General features: G+C 42.0%; 25 protein-coding genes. 21 read left to right on the top strand and 4 right to left on the bottom strand.

Going from position 1 to position 20,727, the window contains the following annotated elements; genetic code table 11:
* Nucleotide 1: 1 nt before the first annotated feature.
* The 18 genes from ACQRBN_RS07980 (at nt 2) to rsfS (ending at nt 14,820) form a co-directional block, all read left to right on the top strand.
* Nucleotides 2-1,294 (top strand): dicarboxylate/amino acid:cation symporter, encoded by a 1,293-nt coding sequence (locus tag ACQRBN_RS07980; protein ID WP_427738469.1) that lies wholly within the window; start codon nt 2-4, stop codon nt 1,292-1,294.
* Nucleotides 1,295-1,427: 133 nt separating this feature from the next.
* Nucleotides 1,428-2,636, top strand: a complete 1,209-nt coding sequence (locus ACQRBN_RS07975; protein WP_427738468.1) for a glucose-1-phosphate adenylyltransferase — start codon at nt 1,428-1,430, stop codon at nt 2,634-2,636.
* A complete protein-coding gene (glgD, locus tag ACQRBN_RS07970) occupies nt 2,630-3,775 on the top strand; it encodes a glucose-1-phosphate adenylyltransferase subunit GlgD (protein ID WP_427738467.1) in 1,146 nt (381 codons plus the stop codon). The genes ACQRBN_RS07975 and glgD overlap by 7 nt, the downstream gene beginning before the upstream one ends.
* 176 nt (nt 3,776-3,951) lie before the next feature.
* A complete protein-coding gene (locus tag ACQRBN_RS07965) occupies nt 3,952-5,817 on the top strand; it encodes a TIGR03960 family B12-binding radical SAM protein (RefSeq protein ID WP_427738466.1) in 1,866 nt (621 codons plus the stop codon).
* Nucleotides 5,801-6,574: a TIGR03936 family radical SAM-associated protein gene (locus tag ACQRBN_RS07960; protein ID WP_427738465.1), complete on the top strand. Its 774-nt coding sequence runs from the start codon at nt 5,801-5,803 to the stop codon at nt 6,572-6,574. Before ACQRBN_RS07965 ends, ACQRBN_RS07960 begins: the two co-directional genes overlap by 17 nt.
* 55 nt (nt 6,575-6,629) lie before the next feature.
* Nucleotides 6,630-7,112: a Cys-tRNA(Pro) deacylase gene (ybaK, locus tag ACQRBN_RS07955; RefSeq protein WP_427738464.1), complete on the top strand. Its 483-nt coding sequence runs from the start codon at nt 6,630-6,632 to the stop codon at nt 7,110-7,112.
* Between the two features lie 15 nt (nt 7,113-7,127).
* On the top strand, nt 7,128-7,712 hold the full coding sequence (locus ACQRBN_RS07950) for an HAD family hydrolase (RefSeq protein ID WP_427738463.1): 585 nt from the start codon (nt 7,128-7,130) through the stop codon (nt 7,710-7,712).
* A gap of 63 nt (nt 7,713-7,775) precedes the next feature.
* Complete coding sequence (locus tag ACQRBN_RS07945; RefSeq protein ID WP_427738462.1) at nt 7,776-9,107, top strand: aspartate kinase; 1,332 nt, start codon at nt 7,776-7,778, stop codon at nt 9,105-9,107.
* A gap of 43 nt (nt 9,108-9,150) precedes the next feature.
* Entirely contained in the window at nt 9,151-9,576 is a 426-nt protein-coding gene (locus ACQRBN_RS07940; RefSeq protein ID WP_427738461.1) for a CBS domain-containing protein, read from the top strand.
* Entirely contained in the window at nt 9,566-10,357 is a 792-nt protein-coding gene (locus tag ACQRBN_RS07935) for an amidohydrolase family protein (RefSeq protein ID WP_427738504.1), read from the top strand. The genes ACQRBN_RS07940 and ACQRBN_RS07935 overlap by 11 nt, the downstream gene beginning before the upstream one ends.
* Nucleotides 10,358-10,561: 204 nt before the next feature.
* A complete protein-coding gene (gene rplU / locus ACQRBN_RS07930; RefSeq protein ID WP_235231473.1) occupies nt 10,562-10,870 on the top strand; it encodes a 50S ribosomal protein L21 in 309 nt (102 codons plus the stop codon).
* A gap of 14 nt (nt 10,871-10,884) precedes the next feature.
* On the top strand, nt 10,885-11,217 hold the full coding sequence (locus ACQRBN_RS07925) for a ribosomal-processing cysteine protease Prp (RefSeq protein WP_427738460.1): 333 nt from the start codon (nt 10,885-10,887) through the stop codon (nt 11,215-11,217).
* A 5-nt stretch (nt 11,218-11,222) separates the two neighbouring features.
* Nucleotides 11,223-11,504, top strand: coding sequence for a 50S ribosomal protein L27 (gene rpmA, locus ACQRBN_RS07920; protein WP_427738459.1), 282 nt, complete (start codon nt 11,223-11,225; stop codon nt 11,502-11,504).
* Nucleotides 11,505-11,590: 86 nt separating this feature from the next.
* Nucleotides 11,591-12,874 carry a GTPase ObgE gene (gene obgE, locus ACQRBN_RS07915; protein ID WP_427738458.1) on the top strand — a complete coding sequence of 428 codons (1,284 nt, stop codon included), beginning with the start codon at nt 11,591-11,593 and terminating at the stop codon, nt 12,872-12,874.
* A 29-nt stretch (nt 12,875-12,903) separates the two neighbouring features.
* A complete protein-coding gene (gene yhbY, locus ACQRBN_RS07910; RefSeq protein WP_427738457.1) occupies nt 12,904-13,194 on the top strand; it encodes a ribosome assembly RNA-binding protein YhbY in 291 nt (96 codons plus the stop codon).
* Nucleotides 13,195-13,224: 30 nt separating this feature from the next.
* Nucleotides 13,225-13,836 (top strand): nicotinate-nucleotide adenylyltransferase, encoded by a 612-nt coding sequence (gene nadD / locus ACQRBN_RS07905; RefSeq protein ID WP_427738456.1) that lies wholly within the window; start codon nt 13,225-13,227, stop codon nt 13,834-13,836.
* A 9-nt stretch (nt 13,837-13,845) separates the two neighbouring features.
* Nucleotides 13,846-14,430, top strand: a complete 585-nt coding sequence (gene yqeK / locus ACQRBN_RS07900; protein WP_427738455.1) for a bis(5'-nucleosyl)-tetraphosphatase (symmetrical) YqeK — start codon at nt 13,846-13,848, stop codon at nt 14,428-14,430.
* Nucleotides 14,431-14,466: 36 nt separating this feature from the next.
* Nucleotides 14,467-14,820, top strand: coding sequence for a ribosome silencing factor (gene rsfS / locus ACQRBN_RS07895; protein WP_427738454.1), 354 nt, complete (start codon nt 14,467-14,469; stop codon nt 14,818-14,820).
* 139 nt (nt 14,821-14,959) lie between these two features.
* Here the strand turns inward: rsfS and lexA are convergent, their stop codons facing one another.
* Complete coding sequence (gene lexA, locus ACQRBN_RS07890) at nt 14,960-15,574, bottom strand: transcriptional repressor LexA (RefSeq protein ID WP_427738453.1); 615 nt, start codon at nt 15,572-15,574, stop codon at nt 14,960-14,962.
* Nucleotides 15,575-15,795: 221 nt separating this feature from the next.
* Between lexA and ACQRBN_RS07885 the strand changes: the two genes are divergently transcribed.
* From ACQRBN_RS07885 to ACQRBN_RS07875, 3 genes are all read left to right on the top strand, one after another.
* Nucleotides 15,796-16,155: a LysM peptidoglycan-binding domain-containing protein gene (locus ACQRBN_RS07885; protein WP_427738452.1), complete on the top strand. Its 360-nt coding sequence runs from the start codon at nt 15,796-15,798 to the stop codon at nt 16,153-16,155.
* 362 nt (nt 16,156-16,517) lie between these two features.
* Nucleotides 16,518-17,576, top strand: a complete 1,059-nt coding sequence (locus ACQRBN_RS07880) for a tyrosine-type recombinase/integrase (protein ID WP_427738451.1) — start codon at nt 16,518-16,520, stop codon at nt 17,574-17,576.
* 141 nt (nt 17,577-17,717) lie between these two features.
* Nucleotides 17,718-18,452, top strand: a complete 735-nt coding sequence (locus tag ACQRBN_RS07875; protein ID WP_427738450.1) for a tRNA lysidine(34) synthetase — start codon at nt 17,718-17,720, stop codon at nt 18,450-18,452.
* A gap of 131 nt (nt 18,453-18,583) precedes the next feature.
* Here the strand turns inward: ACQRBN_RS07875 and ACQRBN_RS07870 are convergent, their stop codons facing one another.
* From ACQRBN_RS07870 to lspA, 3 genes are all read right to left on the bottom strand, one after another.
* Nucleotides 18,584-19,228: an AAA family ATPase gene (locus ACQRBN_RS07870; protein ID WP_427738449.1), complete on the bottom strand. Its 645-nt coding sequence runs from the start codon at nt 19,226-19,228 to the stop codon at nt 18,584-18,586.
* A gap of 84 nt (nt 19,229-19,312) precedes the next feature.
* Nucleotides 19,313-20,227, bottom strand: a complete 915-nt coding sequence (locus ACQRBN_RS07865) for an RluA family pseudouridine synthase (protein WP_427738448.1) — start codon at nt 20,225-20,227, stop codon at nt 19,313-19,315.
* Nucleotides 20,205-20,714, bottom strand: a complete 510-nt coding sequence (lspA, locus tag ACQRBN_RS07860) for a signal peptidase II (protein WP_427738447.1) — start codon at nt 20,712-20,714, stop codon at nt 20,205-20,207. The genes ACQRBN_RS07865 and lspA overlap by 23 nt, the downstream gene beginning before the upstream one ends.
* Nucleotides 20,715-20,727 lie beyond the last annotated feature (13 nt).

Genomic DNA, 20,727 nt, shown 5'->3' with positions numbered 1-20,727 from the left:
TATGGCAAAAACACAAGGAAAGAAAAAGATTGGACTTACAACAAAGATATTTATTGCTTTACTGGCGGGAGCTCTGTTTGGAGTAATTCTCTGCTATCTGATTCCGTCAAGCCATATCAAAGATGATATTATCGTAGAGGGAATTCTGTACGTGATCGGGCAGGGCTTCATCCGTCTGATGAAGATGCTGGTCGTACCGCTGGTATTCTGTTCTATCGTATGCGGAAGTATGTCCATTGGAGATACGAAGAAACTGGGAACTGTTGGTGTGCGTACGCTGGTATTCTATCTGTTCACTACCGCGCTTGCTGTTACGGTTGCTTTGTCAATTGGTAATCTGATTAATCCGGGTATGGGATTGGATATGAGTGCAATTAAGACGAATGCAGCTACGGTGGAGACGATGGAGGCAACTTCTCTTACGGATACGCTTCTTAATATTATCCCAGATAATCCTCTGAATTCACTGTCTTCAGGAAGTATGCTTCAGATTATCGTATTTGCATTGATTGTAGGTATTATTCTGGCAAAATTAGGCGAGAGAACAGAGACAGTAGGCAACTTCTTCAGTCAGTTTAACGATATTATGATGGAGATGACCATGATGGTCATGGGTCTTGCGCCGATCGGCGTGTTCTGTCTGATTTCCAGAACATTTGCCAATATTGGCTTCAGTGCGTTTATTCCGCTTGCAAAATATATGATTGGTGTTCTGGTTGCATTGGCGATCCAGTGCTTTGTTGTATACCTGGCATTGCTCAAAGTATTTACCGGTTTGAATCCGTTTAAATTCATTAAGAATTTCTTCCCTGTTATGGCATTCGCATTCTCAACTGCAACCTCGAATGCAACGATTCCGATGTCTATCGATACATTGGCGAAAAAGATGGGCGTATCCAAGAAGATATCCTCATTCACGATTCCGCTTGGAGCAACAATCAATATGGATGGAACTGCGATCATGCAGGGAGTTGCCGTAGTATTCGCTGCTCAGGCATTCGGTATTCATCTGGATATGATGGATTATATTACCGTTATCGGTACTGCGACCCTGGCTTCCATAGGTACGGCAGGTGTTCCGAGCGTAGGTCTTGTGACATTAACTATGGTATTCAACTCAGTTGGACTTCCTGTTGAAGCGATTGGTTTGATCATGGGTATTGACCGTATCCTGGATATGACAAGAACGGCAGTTAATATTACGGGTGACGCTGTATGTACAACAATTGTTGCTCATCAGAACAAAGCGCTGAATCGAGAAGTGTTTAATAATTCGGGATCGGAAACAGCATAAAAAAAGTCTTATATTTCCTAAAAATAGTCAACCCAAACAGGTTGAAAGTGTGGTAGAATAATTACATTGATATGCTTAATCAGATTAAGAAGATTGATTAAGATAAAATATTTACCTAAAAGGGGGATAAAACATGGGCAAGGAAATGATTGCTATGCTTCTTGCCGGTGGACAGGGCTCCAGGTTATATGCACTGACCCAGAAACTGGCAAAACCGGCAGTTCCATTTGGCGGAAAGTACCGTATTATCGACTTTCCACTGTCAAACTGTGTGAACTCCGGAATTGACACTGTAGGAATTCTCACCCAGTATCAGCCACTGGTATTGAATGAGTATATTGGAAATGGACAGCCGTGGGATTTGGACCGTCTATATGGAGGAGTACATGTACTGCCGCCATATCAGAAGGCATCTGGTTCTGATTGGTATAAGGGAACGGCGAATGCCATCTACCAGAATCTTTCATTTATTGAGAGATATGATCCAGAATATGTTATCATCCTTTCCGGTGACCAGATCTGCAAGCAGGACTACAGTGATTTCCTTCGTTTCCACAAGGAAAAAGGAGCTGAATTCAGTGTTGCCGTTATGGAAGTACCGTGGGAAGAGGCATCCCGTTTTGGTCTGATGGTTGCTGACGGAGATGACAAGATTACAGAGTTCCAGGAGAAGCCGAAGAATCCGAAGTCTAATCTGGCTTCTATGGGTATCTATATTTTCAATTGGGATATCTTGAGAAAATACCTCATTGAAGACGAGGCAGATCCGGAGTCAGAGAATGACTTTGGTAATAATATCATCCCGAACCTTCTTCGTGATGGACGTCGTATGTATGCATATCATTTCAGCGGATACTGGAAGGATGTAGGTACGATTTCTTCTCTCTGGGAGGCTAATATGGAAGTATTAGATCCGGAACACAGTGGTATCAATCTGTTTGATGATAACTGGAAGATCTACAGCCGTAACAGTGGTATGACCGGACATAAGATCAGTTCAGGCGCTAAAGTAGAGAATTCTATGATCACAGATGGATGCAAAGTATATGGTGATGTAAAGCACTCTATTCTGTTCGCTGGTGTTAAAGTTGAGCCGGGTGCAGTGGTAGAAGATGCCGTTGTCATGGGTGGAACAATCATCAAGGCTGGTGCAAAAGTTTCACATTGTATCGTGGCTGAGAATGTAGTAATCGGCGAGAATGCTGTAGTAGGAGCAATGCCGACGGAAGAAGAATCTGGCGTAGCAACGATCGGAGCAGGTATCTATGTAGGAGATGGCGCTAAGATCGGACCGAATGCTATGATTAATGAAAATGTAAAGGACGGTGAAGAAAAATGGTAAATGCTAATGCAGATGCAATGGGCATTATATTCCCTAATATATATGATAAATATGTACCGGAGTTAGTCAGCGAAAGACTGATGGCTTCTATACCATTTGCAAGCCGTTATCGTCTGGTTGATTTCCTGTTATCCAGTATGGTAAACTGTGGAATCGACAATATCGCGATTCTGGTACGCCAGAATTACTTCTCACTGTTGGATCATCTCGGATCCGGACGTGAGTGGGATCTTGCACGTAAGAAAGGCGGACTTAATATCTTCCCTCCATATGCACAGAAGACCATCGGAATGTATGGCGGACGTGTAGAAGGTCTTGCAAGTATCCTTCCGTTTTTGAAGAGCCAGAAGGAGAAATATGTAGTAATCTCTGATACGAATATTGCAGTGAACTTTGATTTCAATGCGTTGATTGAAGCGCACATTGCAAGCGGTGCAGATGTTACGATGACTTACCGTAAGGAAGTGTTGCCGAAGAGCCTGGTTGAAGTAGATGATGATACGACCAGAGACTTATATTATACATTAGAAGTAAACGGTGATCGTGTAGAGAAGATTAATATCAACTCTCAAGAGAGCGGCGAGCAGAACTTCTCCATGAATATCTATGTTATGGAAAGAGAATGGCTGATTGATAAAGTACATAAGGCATTCGTAAGCGGCGGCGTGTATTTTGAGAGAGATATACTGATTCCGCAGATAGATGAGTTGGATATCAGAGGATTTGAGTTTACTGGATATGCAGCAAGAATCACTGACATGAAGAGTTACTTTGATGAGAACATGAAACTGCTTCAGGATGAGAATCTGGAGGCATTGTTCGCCGGACATCCAATCTATACCAAGATTCGTGACGATAACCCGACCAGATACGTCGGAGAAGCTAATGCTGACAATGTAATGGTTGCTGACGGCTGCGTGATCGAAGGCGAGATTGAGAACAGTATTCTGTTCCGTGGCGTCAAGATTGGCAAGGGCGCTAAAGTAAAGAATTGTATTCTGATGCAGGATACTGTAGTAGAGGATGGGGCTTCTCTTGAATATGTAATTACGGATAAGAGAGTGGCTGTTTCAGAAGGCAAGGAACTGAAAGGAACGGATACATTCCCTGTATATATTGCAAAGCATCAGGCTGTATAGGTTTTATGAATATGTTGATAAAGACCCGGACGAGAGTCCGGGTTTTTCTTTTGACAATCAGTAATCGTAATTTCGTGCTTGAAGTTATTCATTAGAGTCGGTATAATTATTTCGTTAAGAGTGCAAATTTATCAATATATTATATGGGTGATTTAGGCATATATGAAAGGAAATATATGAGAAAACTAGCGTTAAACGATGAAATATTATTAAAAATTGAGAAGCCTGCCAGATATATAGGCAATGAAGTGAACTCTGTGATGAAGGATAAGGAACAGATAGATATCCGCTTCTGCATGTGCTTTCCCGACGTCTATGAGATCGGGATGTCCCACCTTGGAATACAGATTCTCTACGATATGTTCAATCGCCGTGAAGATGTCTGGTGTGAGCGCGTATATTCTCCGTGGATGGATCTGGACAAGATTATGAGAGAGGAGAATATCCCTCTTTTTGCTTTGGAATCCCAAGATCCGATCAAAGATTTTGATTTCCTTGGCATTACCATCCAGTATGAGATGTGTTACACCAACATCCTGCAGGTACTGGACTTAAGCGGCATTCCGCTTTTTGCTAGTGACAGAGATGATTCAGATCCGATTATCATTGGTGGAGGACCATGTACTTATAATCCGGAGCCATTAGCGGAATATTTTGATATGTTCTATATTGGAGATGGAGAGACAGTTTACGATCAGTTGTTAGATGCCTATAAAGAGAACAAGAAAAATGGTGGTTCTAGAAAGGACTACCTTAAAAAAGCCGCAGAAATAGAAGGAATCTATGTCCCGGCATTTTATGATGTAGCGTACAAAGAAGATGGAACGATTGCATCGTTTGCTCCAAATAATTCACATGCCAGTAAAAAGATACAGAAACAGATGGTATTGGATGTCACGAATACCTATTACCCTCAGAAACCGGTTGTGCCTTTTATCAAAGCAACGCAGGACAGAGTGGTGCTGGAGATCATGAGAGGATGTATCAGGGGATGCCGTTTCTGTCAGGCGGGAATGTTATATCGCCCGACCAGAGAGCGTGATGTAGAGGTGTTGAAGCAATACGCATACAATATGCTGAAGAGTACTGGGCATGAGGAGATATCCTTAAGTTCCTTAAGTTCCAGTGATTATACAAAGTTAAAAGAACTGGTAACCTTCCTGATTGAAGAATTCAAAGATGAGGGAATTAACATCTCTCTGCCTTCACTTCGGATTGATGCGTTTTCTCTGGATGTTATGAGCAAGGTTCAGGATATCCGCAAGAGCAGCCTTACCTTCGCGCCGGAGGCAGGATCCCAAAGAATGCGGGATGTCATTAACAAAGGTCTTACGGAGGAGATCATTCTGGAAGGTGCGGGACAGGCTTTTGAAGGTGGCTGGAATAAGGTGAAACTGTACTTTATGCTGGGTCTTCCGAGCGAGACAGAAGAAGATATGAAAGCGATTCCGAGACTGGCGGATAAGATTGCCAGACGGTATTATGAGATTCCGAAAGACGAACGGAATGGAAAATGTCAGATTACAACGAGTACTTCTTTCTTTATTCCGAAGCCCTTCACTCCATTCCAGTGGGCAAGAATGTACACGAACGAGGAATATATTGCAAGAGCCGCAATTGTAAAACATGAATTCCAGGAGCAGTTGAACCGCAAGAGCCTGAAATACCACTGGCATGATGCAGAGACTACGGTTCTTGAAGGCGTGTTTGCCCGTGGTGACAGACGGATTGGCAAGGTACTGCTGGAGGCATACCGGCTGGGCTGTATCTATGATGCCTGGACGGAGACGTTTGATAACGAAAAATGGATGAAAGCATTCGAGAATACAGGGATAGATATCGGATTCTATAATAATAGAGAGCGTGCAGAAGATGAGATCTTCCCTTGGGATTTTATTGATATTGGAGTGACTAAGTCCTTCCTGCGCCGCGAGTGGGAACGTGCCATGAGAGGAGAAGTTACACCGAACTGCCGGATACAATGTTCCGGCTGTGGTGCGGCAAAATATAAAGGAGGTGTCTGCGTTGAAAGCAAGAATTAAGTTCCGTAAATATGGCGTAATGAAATTCATCGGACATCTGGATGTAATGCGTTTCTTCCAGAAGGCAATGCGGCGTGCGGATATCCCGATTGCGTTTACCGGCGGATACAGCCCGCACATGATTATGTCATTTGCACAGCCTTTGGGCGTGGGAGTGACCAGTGATGGCGAATATCTGGATATAGAATTGAAAGAGCCCATTACATCAGAAGATGCCGTGAATCAACTGAATCAGGTAATGGTAGAAGGTATCGACGTTGTCAGTTTCCGAGAGATACCTGATGATAAGAAGTGCAGTGGTATGACGATTGTTGCTGCCGCCAAGTATCAGGTGACGCTCCAGGAATCTTTCAAGACATCGGATGCTATCAAGAGAATACCTGATCTTTGGCAAGAGAAGGTTGTGAATTTTATGAATCAGCCAGAGATAGTGGTTCTAAAAAGGACTAAGCGCAGCGAAAAAGAGATGGATATCAAACCGATGATCTATCAGATGGAAACTGACAAGGATGGCATCCATCTGTTTCTGGCTACGGGAAGCGAACAGAATCTAAAGCCGGATCTTGTGATGGAGACATTTCTGAATTATATAGGTGAGAAGCCTGAGGAAGTTCCGTTACATTATCATCGGCTGGAAGTTTATGCTAGGAAGCCGGAGACTCCGGCAACTATGTTACGGAATCAGGGTGAAAAAGCGACTGCCGATATAGGGGAGCAGTTTGTATCCCTTGAAGAATTGGGAGAAGTGGTTCGCTAAAACTTATAGAATACGATTAGAAATGCAAGCATGAGAACAGACAGGAGTTGAGAACATGAGCAAAAAAGAAGTTAAGACCAACGCCATGCGCATTCTGGATCGCCAGAAGATTCCCTATGAATACCAGGAATATGAATGCGATGATTTTACAGACGGCATACATGTTGCGGATCAGTTGGGATATGATCATGCACTGGTCTATAAGACATTGGTAACCACCGGGAAGACAGGTCAGCATTATGTGTTCGTTATTCCGATAGAGGCAGAGATTGACTTTAAGAAAGCAGCAAAAGTCGTGGGAGAGAAATCATTGGAAATGCTTCATCTGAAAGACCTTACAAAGGTAACAGGCTACGTTCGCGGTGGATGTACCGCAATCGGGATGAAGAAACAGTTCCCGACAGTGATTCAGGAGTCTGCAAAGGAATTGGACAGTATGTATGTAAGCGGCGGCAAACTGGGAATGCAGTTGAAACTTGCACCGCTGGATCTTCAGAAAGCATCCGGCGCGACATTCGCAGATGTAATCCATGCATAGAAAGGAACAGAGATTATGAAGACAGTAATATTTGATCTGGGAAAAGTCTTAGTAGATTATGACTGGGAGACGTATCTGCGCACGTTTCATTATGAAGAAGACATCTATCAGAGGGTAGCGGATGCAGTGTTCAGAAACGAGGATTGGGTCCAAGGTGATATTGGAAACGTAACAACCGAGGAATGGCTGAATCTTTTTATTGAGAATGCACCTGAATGTGAAGCACAGATCCGGGAAGTGTTCCAGGGGTTTGGTGGGACGATTGTACCGTTGGATTATACGGAGGCGTGGATTCGATATTTTCGTGAAAATGGATACCGAATCTATTATCTGTCTAATTTTTCATGTGAATTATACCGTCAGTCAAAAGAGACTTTGAGTTTTATAGATGATTTTGATGGAGGGATATTCTCTTGGAAAGAGAAGTGCATCAAGCCGGATGAAGAGATTTACCACAGGCTTTTGAATCGGTATTCTATTATTCCCGAAGAGGCGCTCTTCTATGATGACCGCCCTGAGAATGTAGAAGCCGCCAGAAAACTTGGGATTAACGGAATTGTATTTCATAAAGATATTCCATTGCAGATGATGGAAAAATGATGTAATATATAAAACATGTAAAGAAATGCTTAAGAAAACGCAGTTTGGAGGATTACAGGAGAGATGATAAAGGTTGTAAAATTTGGCGGAAGTTCGCTGGCAAGTGCTGAGCAGTTCAAGAAAGTTGGCAAGATTATCCGAAAGGAAGAATCCCGGAGATATGTGATTCCATCCGCACCAGGAAAACGTACCCCAGATGATACAAAAGTTACGGATATGCTGTATAGTTGTTATGGGCTTGCAATCCTGGATGATGAATACGAGGAAGAATTCGAGAATCAGTTGATGGCAATCAAAACGCGTTATGATGAGATTATTAAAGGGCTTGAACTTTCCATCAGCCTGGATGATGAGTTCAAGACGATCCGTACGAATTTCAGTAAGAAGATCGGTAGGGATTATGCGGCGTCAAGAGGCGAATACCTGAATGGTATTATTATGGCTGCATACCTTGGTTATGAGTTTATCGATGCGGCAGATGTTATTAAATTTGACGAAGAGGGTAATTTTGACGGCGTGAAGACGAACGAGATTCTGTCTGCAAGGCTGGCAGAGACAAAGCAGGCAGTGATTCCGGGATTTTACGGCTCTATGCCTGATGGGAAAGTGAAGACTTTCTCAAGAGGCGGTTCTGACGTTACTGGTTCTATTGTGGCAAAGGCAGTTCATGCGGATATGTATGAGAACTGGACGGATGTATCAGGTTTCCTGATTGCAGACCCAAGAGTAGTGAATAATCCAAAGGCAATTGATGTCATTACATATAGAGAGTTAAGAGAGTTGTCTTATATGGGAGCGACGGTACTCCACGAAGATGCGATCTTCCCGGTACGTAAGGAAGGAATTCCGATTAATATCCGCAATACCAATTCTCCGGAGGATAAAGGGACTCTGATTGTAGAAGATACCTGCAGAAAGCCAAGATTCGTTATCACAGGTGTTACGGGAAAGAAGGATTTTGCTTCTATTACAGTAGAAAAGGCTATGATGAACTCAGAAGTCGGATTCTGTAAGAAAGTGCTGCAAGTCTTTGAAGATAACGCTATCTCTATCGAGCATATGCCTTCTGGTATTGACACGATGACAATCTTCGTGCATCAGGATGAGTTCGAAGAGAAAGAGCAGAAGGTGATTGCAGGAATCCACAGAGCGGTGGAGCCAGATTTCCTGGAGTTAGAGTCTGATTTGGCGCTGATTGCTGTTGTAGGAAGAGGCATGAGGGCAACCCGCGGAACTTCCGGAAGAATCTTCTCAGCTCTGGCACACGCCAACGTCAATGTTAAGATGATCGACCAGGGTTCCAGCGAGATGAATATCATCATCGGTGTCAGAAACCATGACTTTAATGCTGCGATTAATGCGATTTACGATATATTTGTCAATACGATGATTTAATAGAATTACAGGATGATTAAGAAGACTTGGGGAGGTCTTGACTATGAATATTTTATTCTTCCTAAAGCCTAAGAGTGAACTTGCCTATATCTATGATTATCATACACTGCGTCAGGCTTTAGAGATTATGGAATACCACAAGTATTCTTCTGTGCCGATATTGAACAGAGAGGGGAAATATGTCGGCTCGATTACAGAAGGAGATCTTCTGTGGTCGCTGAAGAAGTGGGATATTCTGCATCTGAAAAATGCGGAAGATATCAGTATCATGAAGGTGGAGCGCAGGCTGGATTATCAGTGCGTAACTGCCAAATCCAACATGGAGGATCTGATCGGAAGAGCAATGGAACAGAATTTTGTTCCGGTAGTTGACGATCAGGAGCATTTTATCGGGATTATTACGCGGCGTGACATCATCGGATACTGTTATGACAAGATGAAGGAGTGTGAGGAAACAGATGATCATTGATTTTCATACACATATGTTTCCGGATAAGATTGCGAAGGGAACACTTGATTTCCTGGAAGGAGTCTGCGGAACCCATCCATATACGAATGGAACCTATGAGGGCTTAAGTGCGTCAGGAAGAGAAGCAGGTGTCGATATCTCGATTGCACTACCTGCAGTGACGAAAGTGTCTCAGATTGCATCCGTTAACCGGTTTGCTTCGAATTATCTGGAGGGATCTGTGATTTCTTTTGGTGGTATTCATCCGGATGCTACCGATTATAAAGAAGAATTAAGACAGATCAAGAATATGGGAATGAAGGGGATTAAGCTTCACCCCGACTATCAGGATACATATTTTAATGATATCCGTTATAAAAGATTGGTTGCTTATGCATCTGAACTGGGCTTGATTACGGTGGTACATGCCGGTCAAGATCCGAAGAGCCCGGAGGATATACACTGTACGCCAAAGATGGCTCTGGAACTGATTCAGGAGGTGCAGCCTGAGAAACTGGTTCTGGCGCATATGGGCGGTAATGAGATGTGGGATGAAGTGGAGACTTATCTGGTTAACCAGAATGTGTATTTTGATACCGGAGTCGTATTAGACCGGATGCCAGAGGAGCAGTTCGTCCGTATGGTACGCAGTCATGGCGCGGATAAGATTCTTTTTGCAACGGATTCCCCTTGGGCTGGCCAGAAAGAATTTACCAGGATTCTTAGGAATATGCCGCTTACGGAAGAAGAGAAGGAGAAGATCTTTTCCGGTAATGCATGCAAATTGCTGGGAATGATGTAATATCCGGCGAGGTTAGAGTCGATTTGCAAGAAAATTCACAAGAAAATTACGCAAGAAAATTCGTATAGAAAATTTATCAAACGGTATTGATTTTTACAAAAGTCTATGTTAATATATACCAGTATGCCGCACAACGAGGTTAAAGTTCTGCTTATCTTGAAGCAGACACCGTAATTGGCGAGTAATGATAATAGGAGGTGCCATATGTACGCAATTATAGCAACAGGTGGTAAACAGTACAAAGTAGCCGAAGGCGATATCATTAAAGTAGAAAAACTTGGTGTAGAAGCTGGAGAGACTTATACATTTGACCAAGTGCTTGCAGTAAGTGACAACGAATTAAAAGTTGGTAATCCAACCGTTGAAGGAGCAACCGTAGAGGCTTCTGTAGTAGAGAACGGTAAGGCAAAGAAAGTCATTGTTTACAAGTATAAGAGAAAAACTGGATACCATAAGAAAAACGGTCACAGACAGCAGTATACTGCAGTAAAGATTGACAAGATCAATGCTTAATTTGGAGATCATCCATGATTCATGTAACCATTTATCAGAATAGCAGAAAAGAATGCATAGGCTTCCAGACAGAAGGACATGCTGAATATAGTGAAGAGGGACAGGATATCGTGTGCGCGGCAGCGTCTGTGCTGATTATCAATACGATGAATGCCATTGAGTTATATGCAGGGGATGAATGTTCTGTTGTGACAGACGAAGTGGATGGGATGATTGCTTATCATTTAAGCAAGAGACTGTCAAAAGAAGCGGAGTTGCTTTTAAAGACTATGATTCTTGGTCTGAAAGATATGGCTGATGATGAGAACTATGCAGAATATATTGATTTAACATTCGAGGAGGTGTAACAACCATGATGAAATTAAACCTTCAGTATTTCGCTCATAAAAAAGGTGTTGGTTCTACTAAGAACGGTAGAGATTCTGAGTCTAAGAGACTTGGCGCTAAGAGAGCGGACGGACAGTTTGTAAAAGCTGGTAATATCCTTTACAGACAGCGTGGAACAAAGATTCACCCAGGTGTGAACGTTGGACGTGGCGGAGATGACACATTATTCGCACTTGTTGATGGCGTTGTAAGATTCGAGAGAAAAGGAAGAGATAAGAAACAGGTTTCTATCTATCCAGTTGTTTAAGCGATTATGAGTCGAAGAGAGTGTTGCGGGATAACTGATATCAGTTACAAGCAGCGCTCTTTTTTGGATAAATGGAGGAATATTATATGTTTGCAGACAGAGCAAAGATATTCATACGATCAGGAAAAGGCGGAGATGGGCATGTCAGTTTTCGGCGTGAACTGTATGTGCCAAATGGCGGTCCGGACGGCGGCGACGGCGGACGCGGCGGAGATGTCATCTTCGAAGTAGATGAAGGACTCAATACGTTGCAGGATTACCGACACAGACGCAAATACACAGCAAAGGATGGATCTCCGGGTGGAAAGAAGAGATGCCATGGTGCTGATGCGGAGGATATTGTATTAAAAGTGCCGGAAGGAACCGTCATCAAGGAAGCCGAGTCAGGAAAAGTGATTGCAGATATGTCTGGTGAGAACCGCAGACAGACCATCCTGAAGGGCGGCAAAGGCGGACTTGGCAATCAGCACTATGCAACTTCTACTATGCAGGTTCCCAAATACGCACAGCCGGGACAGCCTTCCCGTGAACTCTGGGTTACCCTGGAACTTAAGGTGATTGCAGACGTAGGTCTGGTAGGCTTTCCGAATGTTGGTAAATCGACTTTCTTATCCCGTGTAACGAACGCACAGCCTAAGATTGCGAATTATCACTTCACAACCTTGAATCCGAATCTCGGCGTGGTAGACTTGCCGGATGGAAAAGGATTCGTGATCGCTGATATCCCGGGACTGATAGAAGGCGCATCAGAAGGTGTGGGACTTGGCCATGAGTTTTTGCGCCATATAGAGCGTACGAAATTAATGATTCATGTTGTAGACGCGGCAGGAACCGAAGGCAGAGATCCGGTGGATGATATTTACAAGATCAATGCGGAATTAGAGGCTTATAATCCTGATATTGCGAAGCGTCCACAGGTAATTGCTGCTAATAAGATCGATGCGATCTATTCGGATGGCGATGATCCATTGAAACGCCTGAAAGATGAATTCGAGTCAAAAGGAATTCCTGTATATCCAATCTCAGGCGTGACAGGAGAGGGAATCAAGGAACTGCTCTATCACGTGTCTGACCGTTTGAAGGAACTGGATCAGGCGCCGGTAATCTTCCAGCAGGAGTATTTCCCGGAAGAAGAATTAATCTACGAAGATCTGCCTTATACAGTTGAAGTAGAAGATGGTATGTATGTGGTAGAAGGACCGAAGATTGAAAAGATGTTAGGATATACGAATCTGGATTCTGAGAAAGGATTTGCTTTCTTCCAGAAGTTCCTGAAAGATACGGGAATCTTAGATGAACTGGAGGCTGCAGGAATCCAGGAGGGCGATACCGTCAGAATGTATGGACTGCAGTTCGATTATTATAAATAATTAACAGGTTAAGGAGTGTAAGAATTAAGATGACGACGAAACAGAGAGCGTATCTGAAGAGCCTTGCTATGACAATGGATCCGATCTTCCAGATTGGGAAGAACAGCATGACGCCTGAACTTACTAAGGCAATTGAAGAGGCATTAGATGCAAGGGAACTGATCAAGGTCAGTGTATTAAAGAATTGTATGGATGATCCGCGTATGCTTGCTGATATGCTTGCAGAGCGTACGAGATCACAGGTTGTTCAGGTGATTGGGAAAAAGATTGTCTTATATAAGGAAGGCAAGGATAAGAATAAGCGGATTGAACTGCCATAGGATTAATCTTAGAAGGACGGGATCTAGAGAATGAGAATTGGAATTATGGGGGGAACCTTTGATCCGATACACAATGGTCATCTGATGCTGGGGAAGGCTGCTTATGAGTCGTTCCATCTGGATCAGATCTGGTATATGCCGAACGGGAATCCTCCCCACAAAGATATGATATCAATGGAGTCGAATGTAGGCGATCGGCTTGAGATGGTCAGGCTTGCCATCGAGCCATATCGAGAATTCAAGTTAGAGGCTTATGAGGCAAATAGAAGGGATGTATCCTATTCCTACAGCACACTGGAGTATTTCAAAGAGATGTATCCGGAGGATGAATTCTATTTTATTATCGGGGCAGATTCCTTGTTCATGATTGACCACTGGGTGCATCCGGAGAGAATATTTCCGACATGTACGATACTGGCGGCTTATCGGGGTGAGATCAATACCAGAAGCGAGATGGAAGAGCGCATTCTCGAACTGCAAGAACAGTATGATGCACGAATTGAACTTCTGATTACACCTCTGATGAAGGTATCTTCTCATGAACTTCGGGAGGCATTAAAAGAGGGACAGTCGATTGCGTCCCATGTTCCGGAGGCTGTAGCGGACTACATTTCTAAAAATCATTTGTATGTGGGAGAGTGAGAGCAGCATATGAACCATAAGATATCAAAGATACGAAGGAAATTAATGACCGAGTTGGACAAGGAACGCTATGAGCATACACTGGGAGTTATGTATACAGCGGCATCTATGGCGATGTGCCACAATGAGGATATTGAAAAAGCATTACTGGCAGGCTTATTACACGATTGTGCCAAATGTATTCCAGGGGATACAAAGATTAAGTTATGTAAAAAATATCATTTGAATGTATCTGAGGTAGAGAAGGCGAATCCAAGTCTTCTTCATGCCAAATTAGGTGCATTTCTGGCGGCAAAAAAGTATCATATAAAGGATAGGGATGTCATCAACGCCATTGCAAGCCATACGACAGGATGCCCGAATATGACACTGCTGGATAAGATTATCTATATTGCAGACTATATCGAGCCTGGAAGAAAAGAATTGCCGAATATGGCTGAGGTACGAAAACTGGCATTCACGGATATTGATGCTTGTCTATACCGTATATTAGAAGATTCTCTGGTGTATCTGAATAGCAAGAATATATCTGTAGATCCGATGACGGAAAAGACGTATCTGTATTATAAGAAACAGTTAGATAAAGAAGAATAAATGATGTATCAATGAATGATGTAAAGGAGGCGTAATATGGAGCAAACGAAGGAAATGGTGCGTATCGCATATGAAGCCCTGGACGAGAAAAAGGGAGAAGACATCCGTATCATAGAGATATCCGGAATATCTGTACTTGCGGATTATTTCATTATTACAAATGGAACAAGCGACAGCCAGGTCAAAGCATTGGTTGAGCATGTGGAAGAGAAGATGCACAAGGCTGGATATGCCCAGAAACAGCGCGAGGGAGTGACGGCAGGGAACTGGGTGCTGCTTGATTATGGCGATGTAATTGTGCATGTGTTTGATAAAGATAACCGGGAATTCTATAATCTGGAACGCATCTGGAATGATGGGAAGAAAATTGAGGATTTGAACGAGTTATAAAAGATACTTTTTTGAACAAAGTATATTGTTCATAGAGAAGAAGCATAACTCATGTAAATATTAGTTTATTTGCATGGGCTATGCTTCTTTTCTATAAAAATAACTACTCCTGGTAAATACAATCTTTTTAAATGACTATTTATAAAAATCTAAAAACACCGATAACTTTTCCAAGAATCACGACATCAGGTACAATAATGGGATCCATAGTATCATTCTCCGGCTGAAGACGAATAACACCCTCTTCCCTATAGAAAGTCTTCACAGTGGCACCATCATCAATAAGGGCTACCACCATCTCGCCATTACGTGCAGTAGAACGTTGCTCTACAAGTACCATATCACCGTCTAAGATGCCGGCATTAATCATACTTTCACCTTTTACCTTAAGCATGAAGGTCTGATTGTTCGGCATGTATTCCATCGGAATAGGGAAGTAGTTCTCAATATTCTGTTCTGCCAAAATCGGTTCGCCTGCAGCTACACGTCCAACCATCGGAACATTTACCATCTCACGACGCATAAAATTGAAAGAATCATCCAAAATCTCAATTGCCCTTGGCTTCGTTGGATCTCGCCGTATGTAGCCATTCTTCTCCAGTGTCTCCAGATGTGAGTGAACAGAAGATGTGGATTTCAGATGAACAGCCTCGCAGATATCTCGAACTGCCGGTGGGAATCCTCTCTCTAAGATCTGTGACTTAATATATTCTAATATTTCCTGCTGCTTTGGACTTATTTTACCCTGTCCCATAGAAACCTCCTTTTTATCGTATGCACGAACATGTTGATATTGATATTTTAACATAGCAATATATAAAAAGCAAACAAATGTTTAGAAAATATGTTCGAATAATTTGGATTGAAGTATTGACAAACGTCCGTTCGGAATATATAATACATTACAGAACAGTTGTTCGGAACAAATGTTTTTTGATTCATGAGGGGAAGAATATATTTAAGGAGGAGAGTATCATGAATGCACACAGATTACACGCAGCAAGCAAGAGAAGAAGACAGGTATATATGAAAAAGATGATATTAATGCTCACAGCCTGTGTTTTGGTATTTGGATTGAGTATCTTTTTAAGTAATGATTTTGTTGATGCACATGGTAACTCTGAGGAGGCTCCTGTACAGCATAAGTATTATACAAGCATAGAGATTACATCCGGTGACACGCTTTGGGGAATTGCGGAGAAATATATGGATGAGAACTATGATTCTATTTATGAGTATATCTATGAACTAAAAGATATTAATGGATTGGAGTCCGATGATATTCAGGATGAACAGTATCTGACAGTGGCTTATTATGACACGGTATTTCAATAAGTGTTTTAATGGTGTTTTAATGTTTTCCTTATGATTTAGTTATGCAGAAACTTGAGATATTTTAATATATTATATAATCATTTCTTTATTATTGTTGGTATATAAGAGTTAGATCATCTTATATATATTATACTCACCCATGGCAATAACCAACATTATCAAGGATTCCTTGGTAGCAGGTTATTGCCTTTTACTCTATAGAGAAGAATTAACCTGTTGTTACAGGGAGGTAATAATTTACTAAAGTGGTTTTACCACTCAAATAGATCTATACGACAAATACCGATTTTTCCAAAAGATATAGACTAAAAAACAGGATTATGATATAATAATTGATATTTAGATAAGGTGGGAATAAAAACATGGCAGATACAAGAACATATCATGAACAGACAAGGATCGATCAGACCATACGTCTCAGAGAAGTTTTAAAAACTTTGCCGCCATTTGCAAAAGACTATTTCCGTGCAATTGAGCCAAAATCTTCAGCAAGAACAAGAATCAATTATGCCTATGATATTCGTGTGTTTTTTCATTTTTTAATGGAGAACAATCCTGTATACAAGAATTATACGATTGAACAATTTCAGGTCGATGATCTGGAGAAACTGGAGCCTGTGGATATTGAGGAATATATGGAGTATCTGAAAGTATATACTAAGGATAATGAATTAATCACAAATAGCGAAAAGGGTCTCGCCAGAAAGATGTCGGCGTTGCGAAGTTTTTATAATTACTATTACAAGCATCAGGTTATTACAAAGAATCCAACTTTATTGGTTGATATGCCAAAACTTCATGAAAAGGCAATCATACGTTTGGATACGGATGAAGTTTCCATGCTTCTTGATTATGTAGAGAATTGTGGCAGCCAGTTGTCAGGACAGGCACTTACATATTATCATAAGACCCGGGAGCGTGATCTCGCGATTCTAACTTTGCTTTTAGGGACCGGGATCCGTGTATCAGAATGTGTGGGACTGGATCTTACGGATGTTGATTTTAAAAATAATGGAATTACAGTTACCCGTAAGGGCGGCAATCAGATGGTTGTGTATTTTGGTGATGAGGTTGCAGATGCACTAATCAATTATATAGAAGGTGATAGAAAGGCAACTACTCCCCTCTCCGGCCATGAAAATGCGTTATTTCTATCGACTCAGAAGAAACGTATGGGTGTACAGGCTGTAGAAAATATGGTGAAGAAGTATTCCCGTCAGGTCACACCTAACAAAAAGATAACCCCTCATAAACTTCGTAGTACTTATGGTACTTCACTATATAAGGAAACCGGGGATATCTATCTTGTAGCAGATGTATTAGGGCACAAAGATGTGAATACAACAAAAAAACACTATGCTGCAATTGATGAGAACAGACGCCGGCAGGCGGCATCGGCTGTGAAACTGCGGGAGTCTTAAATATTTCTTGTAAATTTGTCTCATATCATGTACTCTATATGAAGGGTTTAGTCAAAACAGTCAGAAACCTTTAAGCCAATAGTACTTCTCAACAATTGAGAGTTCGTAATAAAACACTAATTAAGAAAGGACTAGTAACAGATGAAATTGCAGCAACTTCTGAGTTATACGCGAAAAGCCGTAGACGAATATACAATGATCGATGAAGGAGACCACATAGCAGTAGGCATCTCCGGCGGAAAGGACAGTCTGACGCTATTATATGCTCTGCATGGATTGAAGCGCTTCTATCCTAAGCATTTTGAACTAAGTGCGATTACCGTGGATCTTGGCTATTCTGAATGCGATTTTACACCAGTATCAGAACTTTGCAGAGAACTTGGTGTTCCTTATCATATTGTCAAAACAGATATTGCCCATATCCTGTTTGAAGAGCGAAAAGAAAGTAATCCCTGCTCTCTTTGTGCAAAGATGAGAAAAGGTGCTCTAAATCAGGCTGTAAAAGAAATGGGATGTAATAAGGTTGCATATGCACACCACAAGGATGATATTATTGAGACAATGCTATTATCCATGCTTTTTGAAGGACGTTTCTATTCCTTTTCACCGAAGTCCTACCTGGATCGCATGGAGTTGACCGTGATTCGTCCGATTATGTTCGTAGATGAGGCAGATGTGATTGGGTTCAAGAATAAGTACAATCTTCCGGTGGTTAAGAGCCGTTGTCCGATTGACGGCTATACCAAGCGGCAATATGCAAAAGAACTGGTGAAGCAGTTGAATCAAGAGCATCCCGGAGCAAAACAGAGGATGTTTACTGCGATTTTGAATGGGAATATACAAGGATGGCCAGAGAGGGTTCCACATGTAAGATAGTGAGAATATCCTTGAGATTTTTGAATGGGTACACCACATATTACATTTGGGTACACCACAGATGTTAAAAATTGACACCGCATTTGCTAATTAAGGACGTAGTAAAATGCACTTTTACTACGTCCCCATCTTTACAATCTCTTGTCGCCTTCACGTTCTTTAATTTCAACCAACTGCTTGATCGCATCAGCCGTTCCATCGATTCCCAGAAGAGAACTATCCAGGCAGATATCATAACTGTCGGCAGCGCCCCACTTCTTATTGCTATAGTAATTATAATAACTGGAACGTCTCTTGTCTGTTTTTTGAATCAGATCCTTTGCCTTTGCGTCCGTAAGATCATAGATTCGTGCAATTCTTCGGATACGTGCATCTAAGTCTGCGTGAATGAATATACTTAATACATTATCATATTCCTCCAGAGCGTAATCAGCGCAGCGACCTACCAGAATACAGGGACCTTCATCAGCAATCTTCTTGATCGCATCAAATTGAGCAAGGAATACCTTGTGGTTAATCGGCATATCTGTGTAACTTCCAGAAGTATATCCGAGAGAATAAGTATCCATTACAAGAGAATACAAGAAACTGTTCGTTGGTTTCTCATCATGTGTCTCGAATAATTCCTGACAGATGCCACTCTCCTTCGCAGCACGGTCGAGCATCTCCTTATCGTATAATTTGATACCCAGGTCATTTGCCACTTTATAGCCAATTTCCCTACCGGCACTTCCATATTGTCTGCCAATGGTTATAATCGTATTAGTCTTTGCCATACCAATCACGCTCCTCTTAAATCATTATAAATATATTATATATCAATTAGAACTAATTGTATAGAATTATCGAAAAATTTTACATTAATTTTTCATTAGTCTGTCTAATAATTCGGTGAAATATGCTGGAAGTGGTGCATTTACCTCTAGGTACCCCCCTGTCCGCGGGTGGATGATTCCCAAAGTTCTGGCATGTAGCGTCTGTCCTTGCAGATGCGGGATTGGGCATTTTTTAGGACCGTATACCTGATCTCCAAGAAGCGGGTGACCGATACTTGCCATATGCACGCGAATCTGATGCGTACGTCCCGTTTCCAATTCACACTGGACGTAAGTGTAATCTCCGAAACGTTCGAGGACTTTATAATGAGTGATTGCTGTTCTGCCATTCTTAGAATAGATACTCATCTTCTTGCGTTCAGTCGGGTGCCTTCCAATTGGTGCATTGACAGTCCCACTTTCTTCCTTGATATTGCCGTGGACAATAGCAACATAGATTCGACGAATCGAGTGAATCTTTAATTGCTCTGACAGGCTCTGATGTGCCATGTCATTCTTACATACGATCAGAGAGCCCGTGGTATCCATGTCAATCCGATGGACAATGCCAGGGCGCATCGTGCCATTAATACCGGAAAGTTCCTGACCGCAATGATACATCAGTGCATTCACCAGCGTACCGCTGTAATGTCCCGGTGCAGGATGTACTACCATCTGCTTAGGCTTATTGACGATAATGATGTCTTCATCCTCATACAGAATATCCAGTGGAATGTCCTCAGGGGCGATATCCGGCTCTTTTGCCTCCGGAAGGGTTATCTCTACCCTGTCACCTAAAGAAAGCCTGTAATTGGCTTTTACAGGCCTCTGATTCACGATTACATACTGTTCTTTTATCAGTTTCTGAATATAAGATCTGGATCTGTCTTCCAGTTCTTCGGAAAGATAGCGATCGATACGCTCTCCCTCCTGATTCTCAACGGTGAAAAATTCTTTCAAGGTCTTCCTCCTTATAATAGAAGCATATCAGGATTGCCAGCATGAATGTCGATACGGTAACATAGATATCCGCCACATTGAAGATGGGAAAATCAATTAACTTAAAATATAGGAAATCCACCACATAGTTCAAACGGATTCTATCAATGCAGTTCCCCCAAGCTCCTGCTATAATTCCTACAGCACATAGTCTGAGAGGAAGAAATCTGCGGTTCATAGGTACTCGCAGATAAAAGATAACAACTACAATACTGATAATTGCAGCACTGGCAAGAAAGAAAATACGCTGATTCTGGAACAAGCCAAAAGCAGCCCCTCTGTTCTCAAGATATTCCAATTGGAATACACCTTCCCAGATTACAAAAGGCTCATTCCCTTTCAGATTCACAAGCACTATGTGCTTTGTGACTTGATCTATGATTGTAAGAATAGCCGCACCAACCAGCGCGGCAAGATAATGTATATAACGCTTTGATTCTGTTCTCATTATTATTCTTGTT

Origin of the sequence: Bariatricus sp. SGI.154, assembly GCF_050313795.1 — a bacterium.
In the GTDB taxonomy this organism is placed as follows: domain Bacteria; phylum Bacillota; class Clostridia; order Lachnospirales; family Lachnospiraceae; genus CAMBRQ01.
Note: the sequence above shows the minus strand (reverse complement) of the source record. Positions and strands in the feature narration are given on the sequence as shown.

What these genes read in the sequence shown, in the direction of transcription:
- ACQRBN_RS07980 (WP_427738469.1), top strand. Translation starts at nt 2, where the DNA reads ATGGCAAAAACACAAGGAAAGAAAAAGATTGGACTTACAACAAAGATA.
- ACQRBN_RS07975 (WP_427738468.1), top strand. Translation starts at nt 1,428, where the DNA reads ATGGGCAAGGAAATGATTGCTATGCTTCTTGCCGGTGGACAGGGCTCC.
- glgD (WP_427738467.1), top strand. Translation starts at nt 2,630, where the DNA reads ATGGTAAATGCTAATGCAGATGCAATGGGCATTATATTCCCTAATATA.
- ACQRBN_RS07965 (WP_427738466.1), top strand. Translation starts at nt 3,952, where the DNA reads ATGAGAAAACTAGCGTTAAACGATGAAATATTATTAAAAATTGAGAAG.
- ybaK (WP_427738464.1), top strand. Translation starts at nt 6,630, where the DNA reads ATGAGCAAAAAAGAAGTTAAGACCAACGCCATGCGCATTCTGGATCGC.
- ACQRBN_RS07950 (WP_427738463.1), top strand. Translation starts at nt 7,128, where the DNA reads ATGAAGACAGTAATATTTGATCTGGGAAAAGTCTTAGTAGATTATGAC.
- ACQRBN_RS07945 (WP_427738462.1), top strand. Translation starts at nt 7,776, where the DNA reads ATGATAAAGGTTGTAAAATTTGGCGGAAGTTCGCTGGCAAGTGCTGAG.
- ACQRBN_RS07940 (WP_427738461.1), top strand. Translation starts at nt 9,151, where the DNA reads ATGAATATTTTATTCTTCCTAAAGCCTAAGAGTGAACTTGCCTATATC.
- ACQRBN_RS07935 (WP_427738504.1), top strand. Translation starts at nt 9,566, where the DNA reads ATGATCATTGATTTTCATACACATATGTTTCCGGATAAGATTGCGAAG.
- rplU (WP_235231473.1), top strand. Translation starts at nt 10,562, where the DNA reads ATGTACGCAATTATAGCAACAGGTGGTAAACAGTACAAAGTAGCCGAA.
- ACQRBN_RS07925 (WP_427738460.1), top strand. Translation starts at nt 10,885, where the DNA reads ATGATTCATGTAACCATTTATCAGAATAGCAGAAAAGAATGCATAGGC.
- rpmA (WP_427738459.1), top strand. Translation starts at nt 11,223, where the DNA reads ATGATGAAATTAAACCTTCAGTATTTCGCTCATAAAAAAGGTGTTGGT.
- obgE (WP_427738458.1), top strand. Translation starts at nt 11,591, where the DNA reads ATGTTTGCAGACAGAGCAAAGATATTCATACGATCAGGAAAAGGCGGA.
- yhbY (WP_427738457.1), top strand. Translation starts at nt 12,904, where the DNA reads ATGACGACGAAACAGAGAGCGTATCTGAAGAGCCTTGCTATGACAATG.
- nadD (WP_427738456.1), top strand. Translation starts at nt 13,225, where the DNA reads ATGAGAATTGGAATTATGGGGGGAACCTTTGATCCGATACACAATGGT.
- yqeK (WP_427738455.1), top strand. Translation starts at nt 13,846, where the DNA reads ATGAACCATAAGATATCAAAGATACGAAGGAAATTAATGACCGAGTTG.
- rsfS (WP_427738454.1), top strand. Translation starts at nt 14,467, where the DNA reads ATGGAGCAAACGAAGGAAATGGTGCGTATCGCATATGAAGCCCTGGAC.
- lexA (WP_427738453.1), bottom strand. Translation starts at nt 15,574, where the DNA reads ATGGGACAGGGTAAAATAAGTCCAAAGCAGCAGGAAATATTAGAATAT.
- ACQRBN_RS07885 (WP_427738452.1), top strand. Translation starts at nt 15,796, where the DNA reads ATGAATGCACACAGATTACACGCAGCAAGCAAGAGAAGAAGACAGGTA.
- ACQRBN_RS07880 (WP_427738451.1), top strand. Translation starts at nt 16,518, where the DNA reads ATGGCAGATACAAGAACATATCATGAACAGACAAGGATCGATCAGACC.
- ACQRBN_RS07875 (WP_427738450.1), top strand. Translation starts at nt 17,718, where the DNA reads ATGAAATTGCAGCAACTTCTGAGTTATACGCGAAAAGCCGTAGACGAA.
- ACQRBN_RS07870 (WP_427738449.1), bottom strand. Translation starts at nt 19,228, where the DNA reads ATGGCAAAGACTAATACGATTATAACCATTGGCAGACAATATGGAAGT.
- lspA (WP_427738447.1), bottom strand. Translation starts at nt 20,714, where the DNA reads ATGAGAACAGAATCAAAGCGTTATATACATTATCTTGCCGCGCTGGTT.